A 13,179-nucleotide genomic window follows, 5' to 3' on the forward strand; every position below is an offset into this window, starting at 1 on the left:
ACGCAGCCGATCAGTTCTCCGCCGCAGGCGCCGTCGTCTGCGGTGGGCGCACGCCGACCTCGGCGTTCAGTTTCAATTCCTTGCCGTTGCGCATGACCTGAATGGCGATTTTGTCGGTGGGCTTGGTGCGTGCCACCTGGTTCATCGATCGTCGCCCATCCCCAGCGGGCTCGCCGTTGATACTCAAAATCACATCGCCCAGTTGCAGGCCTGCTTTCTGCGCCGGGCCGTCGCGGAAAATACCGGCGACCACGATGCCCGGACGATCCTTCAGGCCGAACGACTCCGACAGCTCCTGGGTCAGCGGCTGGACCTCGATCCCCAACCAGCCACGAATCACCTGACCGTGCTCGATGATCGACTTCATCACCTCAAGGGCCAGCTTCGTCGGAATGGCAAAACCAATGCCTTGCGAGCCGCCGGACTTGGAGAAGATCGCCGTGTTGATCCCGGTCAGGTTGCCGTTGGCGTCGACCAGCGCGCCACCCGAATTGCCGGGGTTGATCGCCGCGTCGGTCTGAATGAAATCTTCGTAGGTATTGAGGCCCAGCTGGTTACGGCCGGTGGCGCTGATGATGCCCATGGTCACGGTCTGGCCTACGCCGAACGGGTTGCCGATGGCCAAGGCAACGTCGCCGATGCGGATCGCGTCAGAACGGCCGAGGGTGATGGAGGGCAGGTTTTTAAGGTCGATTTTCAGGACCGCAAGGTCGGTCTCCGGGTCGCTGCCGACCACTTTGGCAATCGTCTCGCGGCCGTCTTTCAGGGCGACGACAATCTGGTCCGCGCCGGAGGTCACGTGGTTGTTGGTGAGCAGGTAGCCTTCAGGGCTCATGATCACCGCTGAACCCAGGCTCGATTCCATGCGTCGCTGTTTGGGCAGGTTATCGCCGAAGAAACGACGAAACTGCGGGTCTTCGAAGAGCGGATGATTGGGTTTGTTGTTGTTGACCATCTTGGTCGTGTACAGGTTGGCGACGGCGGGGGCAGCGCTGCTGACGGCGTCTGCATACGAAATCGGGCCCTGTTGCACGAAGGCCGGCTGCGGCGCTTGCTGCAGGTTGACGTCCTGACTCGGCAGCCCGACCCACTGGGGGTAGCGCTGGATAATCAATAAAGCGATAAGCACACCAGCGAGCAAGGGCCAGCCGAGAAAACGCAGCGCTTTGAACATTGAACGGAGTCCTGAAGGTAGAAGCGCCTAGCTGCGCCATAATGGTCGGCATTATACGAGGACCGAGACGGTCTGAACTGCATATTTAGGAGACTTTTATGGCGGTTGCCTTGAGCACCCTGGTGGAAGAAGCGGACCGTTATCTGGGTAGCGCGCGGATTCAGGATTATTGCCCCAACGGCCTGCAGGTCGAGGGCCGGCCGCAGGTCAGCCGAATTGTTTCCGGTGTCACGGCGAGCCAGGCGTTGCTGGACGCCGCAGTGGAGGCCAATGCCGATCTGATACTGGTGCATCACGGGTATTTCTGGAAAGGCGAAAACCCGTGCATCACCGGCATGAAACAACGTCGTTTAAAGACGCTGCTCAAGCACGACATCAGCCTTTTGTCCTACCACTTGCCCCTCGACCTTCACGCTGAGGTAGGCAATAACGTGCAGCTGGCCCAGCAACTGGAGATTACAGTCGAGGGGCCGCTGGACCCCGACAACCCGCGCATCGTCGGGCTGGTCGGCTCACTCAGCGAGGCCATGACCCCTCGAGACTTCGTCCATCGCGTGCAGACCGCCCTGGGCCGCGAGCCGCTGCTGATCGAAGGCGATGGCATGATTCGTCGGGTTGGCTGGTGCACCGGGGGCGGGCAGGGCTATATCGATCAAGCCGTTCTGGCCGGAGTTGACCTGTATTTGAGCGGTGAGGCGTCCGAGCAAACATTCCACAGCGCGCGGGAAAACGGCATCAGCTTCATTGCTGCCGGCCACCACGCCACCGAGCGCTACGGCGTGCACGCGCTGGGCGACTATCTCGCGCGGCGTTTTGCCCTGGAGCATCTGTTCATCGATTGCCCGAATCCGATTTAGCGAGTCCCGACGTCCAAAGCGGGAGCTATATGGATAGACCGTTTCGATCTATGCGCGCCGCTGAATAGAAGAAGGCCGCATGATAAAGTGCCCCGCTCGATAGAGCCCGCAGGCTCTCCACACACGTACGTTATCCCGTGAGTAACCATGGTCGACAAACTGACGCATCTGAAACAGCTGGAGGCGGAAAGCATCCACATCATCCGCGAGGTCGCTGCCGAGTTCGATAACCCGGTGATGCTGTACTCCGTCGGTAAAGACTCTGCCGTGATGCTGCATCTGGCACGCAAGGCCTTCTTCCCAGGCAAACTGCCGTTCCCGGTAATGCACGTCGACACCCGCTGGAAATTCCAAGAAATGTACCGGTTCCGCGACAAGATGGTCGAGGAATTGGGGCTGGATCTGATCGTGCACGTGAACCCGGACGGCGTCGCGCAGGGTATCAACCCGCTGACCCACGGCAGTGCCAAGCACACCGATATCATGAAAACCGAAGGCCTCAAGCAGGCTCTCGACAAGCACGGCTTTGATGCCGCGTTCGGCGGCGCCCGTCGTGACGAAGAGAAATCCCGCGCCAAAGAGCGCGTGTATTCCTTCCGCGACACCAAGCACCGCTGGGACCCGAAGAACCAGCGTCCGGAGCTGTGGAACGTTTACAACGGCAACGTCAACAAAGGCGAGTCGATCCGCGTTTTCCCGCTCTCCAACTGGACCGAGCTGGACATCTGGCAGTACATCTACCTCGAAGGCATCCCGATCGTCCCGCTGTACTTCGCCGCCGAGCGCGAAGTCATCGAGATGAACGGCACCTGGATCATGATCGACGACGACCGTCTGCGTAATCACCTGTCCGACGAGGACAAAAAGCGCATCGTCAAAAAGAAGGTCCGCTTCCGCACACTGGGCGACTACCCGTTGACGGGCGCTGTCGAGTCCGAGGCCACCAGCCTCACCGACATCATTCAGGAAATGCTCCTGACGCGAACTTCCGAGCGCCAGGGCCGGGTCATCGACCACGATGGCGCAGGCTCGATGGAAGAAAAGAAACGTCAGGGTTATTTCTAATTAGGGTGTCTGAACATGTCGCATCAATCTGAATTGATCAGCGAGGACATCCTCGCCTATCTGGGCCAGCACGAACGCAAGGAAATGCTGCGTTTCCTGACCTGTGGCAACGTCGACGACGGCAAGAGCACGTTGATCGGCCGGCTGCTGCACGACTCCAAGATGATCTACGAAGATCACCTGGAAGCCATCACCCGTGATTCGAAAAAATCCGGCACCACGGGCGATGACGTCGATCTGGCGCTGCTGGTCGACGGCTTGCAGGCTGAGCGGGAGCAGGGCATCACCATTGATGTCGCGTACCGTTATTTCTCGACATCCAAACGCAAATTCATCATCGCCGACACACCCGGCCATGAGCAGTACACCCGCAACATGGCCACCGGTGCGTCCACCTGTGACCTGGCAATTATTCTGGTTGACGCCCGCTACGGCGTGCAGACCCAGACCAAGCGCCACAGCTTCATCGCCTCGTTGCTGGGCATCAAGCACATCGTGGTCGCCATCAACAAGATGGACCTCAATGGCTTCGACGAAAGCGTCTTTGAGCAGATCAAGGCCGATTACCTTGCGTTCGCCGATCGCATTGCGCTGAAGCCGACGACGATGGCATTCGTACCGATGTCGGCCCTCAAGGGCGACAACGTGGTCAACAAAAGCGAACGTTCCCCGTGGTACACCGGCAAGTCGCTGATGGAGATTCTGGAAACCGTCGAGATCGCCAACGACCGCAACTTCTCCGACCTGCGTTTTCCGGTGCAGTACGTCAATCGTCCAAACCTGAACTTCCGCGGCTTTGCCGGCACCCTGGCGAGCGGCATCGTGCACAAGGGCGACGAAGTGGTTGTGTTGCCGTCCGGCAAGAGCAGCCGTGTGAAATCCATCGTCACCTTCGAAGGCGAGCTGGAGCACGCGGGACCGGGTCAGGCCGTAACCCTGACCATGGAAGACGAGATCGACATCTCCCGTGGCGACCTGTTGGTGCATGCCGACAACGTCCCGCAAGTGGCTGACGCCTTCGACGCCATGCTGGTCTGGATGGCCGAAGAGCCCATGCTGCCGGGCAAGAAGTACGACATTAAGCGCGCCACGTCCTACGTGCCGGGCTCCATTGCCAGCATCACCCACCGCGTTGACGTGAACACGCTGGAGGAAGGGCCTGCCAGTTCGCTGCAGCTGAATGAAATCGGCCGTGTGAAGATCGCACTGGATGCACCTATCGCCCTCGACGGCTACGACAGTAACCGCACCACCGGCGCCTTCATCGTCATCGACCGTTTGACCAACGGCACGGTGGCCGCCGGCATGATCATCGCCAAACCGGTGGTCGCGGAAGGCGGAAGTCATCACGGTGCGCTCGCCCATGTTTCCCCGCAAGACCGTGCTCAGCGCTTCGGTCAGAAGCCGGCGACCGTGCTGTTCAGCGGTTTGTCTGGCGCGGGCAAGAGCACGCTGGCCTACGCCGTTGAGCGCAAGCTCTTCGACATGGGCCGTGCGGTGTTCGTGCTCGACGGTCAGAACCTGCGCCACGATCTCAACAAAGGCCTGGCGCAGGACCGCGCCGGTCGTACCGAGAACTGGCGCCGTGCGGCCCACGTTGCGCGTCAGTTCAACGAAGCGGGCCTGCTGACCCTGGCGGCTTTCGTCGCGCCGGATGCAGGCGGTCGGCAGAATGCCAAGGCCCTGATAGGCGATGACCGACTCATCACCGTCTATGTCCAGGCATCGCCGCAGGTATGCCGCGAGCGGGACCCACAGGGGCTCTACGCCGCCGACAAGGACAACATCCCGGGTGAGTCCTTCCCGTATGACGTCCCGCTGGATGCCGACCTGGTCATCGACACGCAATCGCTGAGCGTCGACGAGGGCGTCAAACAGGTGCTGGATCTGCTGCGCACTCGCGGCGTGATCTAAACGCCCTTTGCTTTACAAAAAACCCGCCGATAATGGCGGGTTTTTTGTTTCCGGGTTTTAGCATCTGACGGCTGACCGGCTCCCACAAAAAAGCCCGCCCCTGATCACCTCAGGGGCGGGCTTTTTGCGAAACGAGTCGCTTACTTCTTCAAGCCGTAATGCTCATCCAGCATGCCTGGAGAGTCAGCCGACTTGGGCGCGTAGTCCTTCGGCGGTTCAGCGGCAGTGCGTGGTGGCGTCAAGCGATCGCGGGGTGGCTGGAGGGCGTCAGGGTGCAGGGCGGCCAGCAAGCGTTGACGGGTGATGTCGTCGGTGGCCAGGCGGTTGGCGCCTTCAGCCAGATGCTCCTGAACGTCGTGGTAGCTTTGCGACAGCTTCTGCACCAGATTCGCGGTGCTGTTGAAGTGAGTGATCACCTCGTTCTGATACTTGTCGAAACGCTCCTGAACGTCATCCAGCTGGCGCTGAGTTCCGTTAGGCACGGCGTTGGGCAGCGCACGCGCCACGAAGAAACCGACGATCACGCCAACAACCAGGGCAATGGTCGGCAGCAACCAAACTAAGAGCGAGTAATCCACGAGTCCTTCCTCTATAAACGGCTTTGCTTTACGTTAACGGCTCGAACCTGCGCTGTATAGCGGCGACGCGTCGCCAGCCTGCCAGCCACAGACAATCAGCTAGACGAGTCGACCCAATTGAAGGTCACGGAGTTCATTCTTGCTCATGCGTGAGACCCCTGTATTCATCGACGGCCCGGCGGGCCAACTCGAAGCCCTGTACCTCAATCTGGACGAGGCCAAAGGCATCGCGCTGATATGCCATCCTAACCCGGTTCAGGGCGGCACCATGCTCAATAAAGTGATCTCGACGCTGCAGCGCACCGCGCGGGATGCCGGTTTCATCACCCTGCGCTTCAACTATCGCGGTGTCGGGGCAAGCGCCGGCAGCTCGGACATGGGCGAGGGCGAGGTCGACGACGCCCAGGCAGCGGCGACGTGGCTGCGCGATAAACATCCCGACCTGCCGTTGACGCTGTTCGGTTTCTCCTTTGGCGGTTTCGTGGCGGCGACATTGGGCGGTCGGCTTGAGGCGCAAGGCGAAACCCTGACTCACTTGTTCATGGTCGCGCCGGCCGTAATGCGCATTGCCGATGCCAATGCACTGCCGCAAAAGGGCGTGCTCACGGTCATCCAGCCGGAAACCGACGAAGTCGTTGACCCACAACTTGTGTACGCATGGTCTGACAAACTCTCGCGCCCCCATGAGCTGCTGAAAGTGGCAGAATGCGGGCACTTTTTTCACGGCAAGCTGACCGATCTCAAGGATCTGATCCTGCCGCGCCTTTCGAATTGATCGCCGCACCCCAAATAAGCGACTAGCCATGACCATTCGTATCCTGACCGGTATTACCACCACCGGCACCCCGCACCTGGGCAACTACGCCGGCGCCATCCGCCCGGCCATCGTTGCCAGCCGCCAGAGCAATGCCGACTCGTTCTACTTTCTGGCCGACTACCACGCGCTCATCAAATGCGATGACCCGCTGCGCATTCAGCGTTCGCGTCTGGAAATCGCCGCGACCTGGCTCGCGGCGGGGCTGGACGTCGAGCGCGTCACGTTTTATCGCCAGTCCGACATCCCTGAAATCCCCGAGCTGACCTGGCTGCTGACCTGCGTCGCCGGCAAGGGCTTGCTCAACCGCGCCCATGCCTACAAGGCGTCGGTGGACAAGAACGTCGAAGCCGGTGAAGACCCGGACGCTGGCATCACCATGGGCCTGTTCAGCTACCCGGTGCTGATGGCGGCTGACATCCTGATGTTCAACGCCCACCAGGTGCCCGTGGGCCGTGACCAGATCCAGCACGTCGAAATGGCGCGCGACATTGGTCAGCGCTTCAATCACCTGTTCGGCAATGGCAAGGAATTCTTCGTCATGCCGGAAGCGCTGATCGAAGAAAGCGTCGCGACACTGCCTGGCCTGGACGGCCGCAAGATGTCGAAAAGTTACGACAACACCGTTCCGTTGTTCGGTAGCGCGAAAGACATGAAAGAAGCGATTTCGCGCATCGTCACCGACTCGCGACTGCCGGGCGAAGCCAAGGATCCGGACACATCGCACCTGTTCACGTTGTACCAGGCATTCGCCACCAGGGAGCAAGGCGACGAGTTCCGTGCCGACCTGCTGCAGGGCCTGGGTTGGGGGGATGCCAAGCAGCGCCTGTTCCAGTTGCTGGACGCTGAATTGGGCGAAGCGCGTGAAAACTATCATCGTTTGATCGAGCGGCCAGCTGATCTGGAAGACATTCTGCTCGCGGGTGCCCAGAAGGCCCGGCGCGTTGCCACGCCGTTTTTGGGCGAGCTGCGCGAAGCGGTCGGCCTGCGCTCATTCCGTACGGCCGCGCAAACCGTCACGGCCACCAAGAAGAAGGCCAGCAAAGGCGCGCGCTTTGTCAGCTTCCGTGAAGACGATGGCAGTTTCCGGTTCCGCCTGCTGGCGGCCGATGGCGAGCAACTGTTGCTGTCGCGCAATTTCGCAGACGGCAAAGCGGCCGGCGCCGTGACCAAGCAGCTGCAACAGGGCGATGCGCTGGACATCCGGCCCGAAGGCGATGCCTTCACCCTGTGGCTGAATGATGCCTGTGTCGCAGACAGCCCGGCGTTCGCCGATGCAGCCGCCCGTGACGCCGCGATCGAGAGCCTGAAGCTGGCGCTGGCGCCACAACAGGATTAATTGCCATTCCAATGGGCCATCGCTACAGTGACGGCCCGTTTTTGCTCCCTTGCAAGCGACTATGACCCCTCTAGAACGATACCAAGCTGACCTGAAGCGCCCGGACTTTTTCCACGACGCTGCGCAAGAGAATGCGGTGCGCCATCTGCAGCGTCTGTACGACGACCTGGTCGCCGCCCATGACCGCAAGCCGGGATTGCTTGGCAAGCTGTTCGGCAAGAAAGAGGTCCCGATTGTCAAAGGACTGTATTTCTGGGGCGGCGTGGGCCGGGGCAAGACCTACCTGGTCGACACCTTCTTCGAAGCGCTGCCGTTTGAAGACAAGACGCGCACGCACTTCCACCGCTTCATGAAGCGCGTGCACGAGGAGATGAAACACCTCAAGGGTGAGAAGAACCCGCTGACCCTGATCGCCAAGCAGTTTTCCGAAGAAGCGCGGGTAATCTGTTTCGACGAATTCTTCGTATCGGACATCACCGACGCGATGATCCTCGGCACGCTGATGGAAGAGCTGTTCAAGAACGGCGTGACGCTGGTCGCGACGTCGAACATTGTGCCGGATGGTCTCTACAAGGACGGCCTGCAGCGTGCGCGCTTCCTGCCGGCGATTGCGCTGATCAAGCAGAACACCGAGATCGTCAACGTCGACAGCGGTGTCGATTATCGCCTGCGCCACCTGGAGCAAGCCGAGCTGTTCCACTTCCCGCTGAACGATGCGGCCGAAGAAAGCCTGCGCAAGAGCTTTCGCGCGCTGACCCCGGAATGCACCAAGGCCATCGAGAACGATGTGCTGATCATCGAGAATCGGCAGATCAAGGCAATCCGCACCTGCGACGACGTGGCGTGGTTCGACTTTCGTGAGCTGTGCGACGGTCCTCGCAGCCAGAACGACTACATCGAACTCGGCAAGATCTTCCACGCGGTGCTGCTCAGTGGCGTCGAGCAGATGAGCGTGACCACCGATGACATTGCGCGTCGGTTCATCAACATGGTCGACGAATTCTACGATCGCAACGTCAAGTTGATCATCTCGGCGGAAGTCGAATTGAAAGATCTGTACACCGGCGGCCGCCTGAATTTCGAATTCCAGCGCACGCTGAGTCGTTTGCTGGAAATGCAGTCCCACGAATTCCTGTCGCGGGCGCATAAGCCCTGATACCAGACGATCAGGTGCGTTCTGGAAACTGCTGTCAAAACGCAGATCGGTAGGAACCGGCTTGCTGGCGAACGCGGCGTGCCATTCGGCTTGTTGAGCGCAGACATACTGCATTCGCCAGCAAGCCGGCTCCAATCTGAATCAGCGAAACCCTGCATCGCCGCAGGGTTTTTTTGTTTCAGGCCGCCTGCTGAAACTGCTGACGGTACTGGTTCGGCGACAATTCGGTGTGTTGACGGAACAGCCGCGCGAAAAAGCTCGCGTCGTCGTAGCCCACTTCATAGCTGATGGTCTTGATGCTCTTGCGTGACCCCGACAGCAAGCCCTTTGCAGTCTCGATGCGCAGGCGTTGCAGGTAATGCAGAGGCTTGTCACCTGTTGCGGTCTGGAAACGGCGCATGAAGTTGCGGATGCTCATGCCATGCTCGCGTGCGACGTCTTCAAAACGGAATTTGTCGGCAAAGTGCTCTTCAAGCCAGTGCTGAATTTGCAAGATGATCACGTCCTGATGCAGCTTCTGCCCGCCAAAGCCGATTCGTCCCGGCGCGTAGCTGCGTTGCACTTCATAGAGAATGTCGCGGGCCACGGTTTGCGCGACATGGGCGCCGCAGAAACGCTCGATCAGGTAAATATAGAGATCACACGCTGAAATCGTGCCGCCGGCGCAATACAGGTTGTCGGCGTCGGTGAGGTGCTTTTCCTGATTCAACAGCACGTTTGGAAAACGCTCGGCGAACTCGTTGAAGAAGCGCCAGTAGGTGGTCGCTTCCTTGCCGTCGAGCAGCCCCGCATCGCCGAGCCAGAACACACCGCTGGCCTCACCGCACAACACGGCGCCCCGCGCATGTTGCTCACGCAGCCACGGCAGGATTTGCGGATAGCGCTCGCGCAGGGTGTCAAAGTCTTCGACGAACGCTGGGAGGATAATGATATCGCTGTCTTCAAGCACGCCGTCTACAGGGATTACGACGTCGCTGAAGCTGCGGACTTCCTTGCCGTCCGGGCTGACCAAGCGAGTCTCGAAGGCCGGCTTGAAGCCTTGGCCCAACTGCTTGCCGTAGCGCAGGCTGGCCAGGTGGAAGAAGTCTTTGGCTTGCATAAGTGTGGAGGCAAAAATGCCGTCAATCGCAAGAATGCTGACGCGCCGCAACGGCACGTTGAGTTGAATAGACATGATCTGTTGTTCTTATATGGGAAAGTGGTCAAGCAACGGCGTGATCGTCTTATTTTTTGTCGGATGTGTCCAGTGTCGCCGTCAACCGGCCCCGCTTACGCTCTGCTGACATCTTGTCCGACAATCCTTCACGCCAGGTGCGCCCATGCTTGCCAGAACCCTCTTCAGCCCACAGCACGAGATTTTTCGTGACAGCGTCCGCAAGTTCCTCGAGCAGCATGCGGCGCCCTTTCATGCCCAGTGGGAAAAACAGGGGCACATCGATCGCACGCTGTGGAACCGGGCGGGGGAGCAGGGCATGTTGTGCTCGCACCTGCCGGAGGAGTACGGCGGGATGGCGGCGGATTTTCTCTATACCACCGTGGTCATCGAGGAGATCTACCGCCTCGGCCTGACCGGCATCGGTTTTTCCCTGCATTCGGACATCGTCGCGCCGTATCTTCTGCACTACGGAAGCGAGGCGCTGAAACTCAAATATTTGCCGAAGATGGTCTCGGGAGAGCTCGTCACCGCCATCGCGATGACCGAGCCGGGTGCGGGTTCTGACCTGCAGGGGGTCAAGACCACGGCGATCCTGGACGGCGAGGATTACGTCATCAACGGCTCAAAGACCTTCATCACCAATGGCTTTCTCGCGGATCTGGTGATCGTCGTTGCGAAGACCGACCCCAAGGCGGGCGCGAAGGGCACCAGCCTGTTTGTCGTTGAAGCAGGCACGCCCGGTTTCGCGAAGGGCAAGCGACTCGAGAAGGTCGGGATGAAGGCGCAGGACACGTCAGAATTGTTCTTCCAGGACGTGAGAGTCCCCAAAGAAAACCTGCTCGGTCAGGCCGGGATGGGTTTCGCGTATTTGATGCAGGAACTGCCGCAGGAGCGCCTGACGGTCGCCATTGGCGCCATTGCTTCTGCCGAAGCCGCCTTGCAGTGGACGCTTGACTACACGCGCGAGCGTAAGGCGTTTGGCAAGGCAATCATCGATTTCCAGAACACCCGCTTCAAGCTCGCCGAAATCGCCACCGAAGTGCAGATAGGTCGCACGTTCATCGACCACTGCCTGGCACTGCACCTTGAGGGCAAGCTCGATGTGCCGACAGCCGCCATGGCGAAATACTGGTCAACCGACCTGCAATGCAAAGTGCTGGATGAATGCGTGCAGCTGCATGGCGGCTACGGCTTCATGTGGGAATACCCGATCGCCCGGGCGTGGGCAGATGCGCGGGTGCAGCGGATTTATGCGGGGACCAACGAGATCATGAAAGAGATTATCGCCCGGTCTCTGTAGGCCGAGCGAATCGATAACTGTAGGAGCGTGGCTTGTCCCGCGATCTGCCGGGAACCGGCAGCAAATGCGACGAATGCAGTCTCTCAGAAGACCGCATTCACCGCATGTGCGACCGGGTCCCGACGATCGCGGGGCAAGCCACGTTTATAACGGGGGTATGTCAGGTGTCAAGGCGCAGGATTGGGCTGATCCTTGTGAATCGCTTCAATACCCGCCATCACTTCTTCGGAGAGCACTACTTCCGCGCTCGCCAGGTTGCTTTCCAGTTGCTCCAGCGTCGTGGCACCGATGATGTTGCTGGTGACGAAGCTGCGGCTGGTCACAAACGCCAGGGCCATCTGTGCCGGATCAAGGCCATGCTCGCGGGCCAGCGCAACGTAGCGCGCACACGCCGCTTCCGATTGCGGATTGAAGTACCGCGTGAAACGGCTGTACAGGCTCAAACGACCCTTGGCAGGACGAGCGCCGTTGGCGTACTTGCCGGACAACATCCCGAACGCCAGGGGCGAGTAGGCCAGCAGGCCGCATTGCTCACGAATGGCCACTTCCGCCAGACCGACCTCGAAGCTGCGGTTGAGCAGGTTGTAGGGGTTTTGAATCGACACGGGCCGCGTCAGGCCATGGGCGTCCGACTCGGCCAGAAACTTCATCGTGCCCCATGGCGTTTCGTTGGACAGACCGACGTGGCGGATCTTGCCGGCCTTGACCTGCTCGTCCAGCACCTGGAGCACTTCCAGCAGCGGGGTGAACTGCTCTTCGTTGTGGCTGTAACCGAGCTTGCCGAAGAAGTTGGTCGTGCGCTCAGGCCAGTGCAATTGATACAGGTCAAGGTAATCGGTCTGCAGGCGTTTAAGGCTGGCATCAAGGGCGGCGACGATGTGTTCGCGGTTGAATTTCAGCTGACCGTCACGGATATAGTCGATGCCATTGCCGGGGCCGGCGATCTTGCTGGCCAGGATCCAGTCGGCGCGGTCACCGCTCTGCTTGAACCAGTTCCCGATAATGGTCTCGGTGCTGGCGTAGGTTTCTTTCTTCGGCGGGACCGGGTACATCTCGGCGGTGTCGATGAAATTGATGCCGGCGGCCTTGGCCCGTTCGATCTGCGCGAAGGCCTCGGACTGGCTGTTCTGCTCGCCCCAGGTCATGGTGCCGAGGCAGATTGCGCTGACCCTGAGGTCTGTTCTGCCCAGTTGACGGTAGTCCATTTGGCTCTCCTGTTTAAAAGAGCCATAAAAGCAGGTTGAAATTTTTTTCGCAATCTGCATAATTCCGCTCCTCTTTGTCGTGGGAGTGATGCCCTGCGACAAAAGAAACCGCTGCGATCGAACGCGCTGACCCGAGCCCCCTATAGCGTTCGTGCCCGGCGGCCTTTGACTTGTCAAAGACCGTACTAATGAGTATGCTCCGCCGTCTATTTTTCAGGGCGGCCTTTGAGGCTATAAAGAATGAAAACTTTTACCGCTAAACCGGAAACAGTAAAGCGCGACTGGTTCGTCGTCGACGCTGCTGGTCAGACCCTGGGTCGTCTGGCCACTGAAATCGCGAGCCGTCTGCGTGGCAAGCACAAGCCGGAATACACTCCGCACGTTGACACTGGCGACTACATCGTCGTGATCAATGCTGAGCAGATCCGTGTGACCGGTGCCAAGACCACCGACAAGATCTACTACTCTCACTCCGGTTTCCCGGGCGGGATCAAGTCGATCAACTTTGAAAAGCTGATCGCCAAAGCTCCTGAGCGCGTGATCGAGACCGCGGTCAAAGGCATGCTGCCTAAGAACCCGCTGGGTCGCGACATGTATCGTAAGCTGAAAGTCTATGCGGGC

General features: G+C 59.7%; 12 protein-coding genes. 8 read left to right on the forward strand and 4 right to left on the reverse strand.

Translation table 11 applies throughout. The features are described 5' to 3' along the window. Positions 1–10 precede the first annotated feature (10 nt). Positions 11–1,174, reverse strand: coding sequence for a Do family serine endopeptidase AlgW (gene algW / locus VF672_RS03240; RefSeq protein ID WP_331101403.1), 1,164 nt, complete (start codon positions 1,172–1,174; stop codon positions 11–13). Positions 1,175–1,272: 98 nt separating this feature from the next. Here algW and VF672_RS03245 point away from each other — a divergent pair, with 98 nt between their 5' ends. From VF672_RS03245 to cysN, 3 genes are all read left to right on the forward strand, one after another. Then, on the forward strand, positions 1,273–2,031 hold the full coding sequence (locus VF672_RS03245; RefSeq protein WP_331101405.1) for a Nif3-like dinuclear metal center hexameric protein: 759 nt from the start codon (positions 1,273–1,275) through the stop codon (positions 2,029–2,031). Between the two features lie 147 nt (positions 2,032–2,178). After that, a complete protein-coding gene (gene cysD, locus VF672_RS03250; RefSeq protein ID WP_331101407.1) occupies positions 2,179–3,096 on the forward strand; it encodes a sulfate adenylyltransferase subunit CysD in 918 nt (305 codons plus the stop codon). A 15-nt stretch (positions 3,097–3,111) separates the two neighbouring features. Then, positions 3,112–5,010, forward strand: a complete 1,899-nt coding sequence (gene cysN, locus VF672_RS03255) for a sulfate adenylyltransferase subunit CysN (protein ID WP_331101410.1) — start codon at positions 3,112–3,114, stop codon at positions 5,008–5,010. A 140-nt stretch (positions 5,011–5,150) separates the two neighbouring features. On the opposite strand, the gene VF672_RS03260 is transcribed toward cysN, so the two are convergent. Next, positions 5,151–5,588: a YhcB family protein gene (locus tag VF672_RS03260; protein ID WP_331101412.1), complete on the reverse strand. Its 438-nt coding sequence runs from the start codon at positions 5,586–5,588 to the stop codon at positions 5,151–5,153. Positions 5,589–5,733: 145 nt separating this feature from the next. On the opposite strand from VF672_RS03260, the gene VF672_RS03265 reads away from it, so the two are divergent. From VF672_RS03265 to zapE, 3 genes are all read left to right on the forward strand, one after another. Then, the gene (locus tag VF672_RS03265) at positions 5,734–6,363 is read left to right on the forward strand and encodes an alpha/beta hydrolase (RefSeq protein WP_331101414.1); all 630 of its coding nucleotides are present in this window, start codon (positions 5,734–5,736) and stop codon (positions 6,361–6,363) included. Positions 6,364–6,391: 28 nt separating this feature from the next. Next, a complete protein-coding gene (locus tag VF672_RS03270) occupies positions 6,392–7,741 on the forward strand; it encodes a tryptophan--tRNA ligase (RefSeq protein WP_331101416.1) in 1,350 nt (449 codons plus the stop codon). Between the two features lie 61 nt (positions 7,742–7,802). Continuing rightward, entirely contained in the window at positions 7,803–8,897 is a 1,095-nt protein-coding gene (gene zapE, locus VF672_RS03275; RefSeq protein WP_331101418.1) for a cell division protein ZapE, read from the forward strand. Between the two features lie 178 nt (positions 8,898–9,075). Here the strand turns inward: zapE and VF672_RS03280 are convergent, their stop codons facing one another. Beyond that, a complete protein-coding gene (locus VF672_RS03280; protein ID WP_331101429.1) occupies positions 9,076–9,972 on the reverse strand; it encodes a GlxA family transcriptional regulator in 897 nt (298 codons plus the stop codon). Between the two features lie 244 nt (positions 9,973–10,216). Between VF672_RS03280 and VF672_RS03285 the strand changes: the two genes are divergently transcribed. Beyond that, positions 10,217–11,353, forward strand: a complete 1,137-nt coding sequence (locus tag VF672_RS03285; protein ID WP_331101420.1) for an acyl-CoA dehydrogenase family protein — start codon at positions 10,217–10,219, stop codon at positions 11,351–11,353. Positions 11,354–11,520: 167 nt separating this feature from the next. On the opposite strand, the gene VF672_RS03290 is transcribed toward VF672_RS03285, so the two are convergent. After that, on the reverse strand, positions 11,521–12,558 hold the full coding sequence (locus VF672_RS03290; RefSeq protein ID WP_331101423.1) for an NADP(H)-dependent aldo-keto reductase: 1,038 nt from the start codon (positions 12,556–12,558) through the stop codon (positions 11,521–11,523). Between the two features lie 240 nt (positions 12,559–12,798). On the opposite strand from VF672_RS03290, the gene rplM reads away from it, so the two are divergent. Continuing rightward, positions 12,799–13,179: 50S ribosomal protein L13 (gene rplM / locus VF672_RS03295; RefSeq protein ID WP_331101426.1), on the forward strand; the 381-nt coding region annotated here is incomplete at its 3' end.

It is taken from the genome of Pseudomonas sp. (assembly GCF_036387035.1).
Lineage (GTDB): Bacteria > Pseudomonadota > Gammaproteobacteria > Pseudomonadales > Pseudomonadaceae > Aquipseudomonas.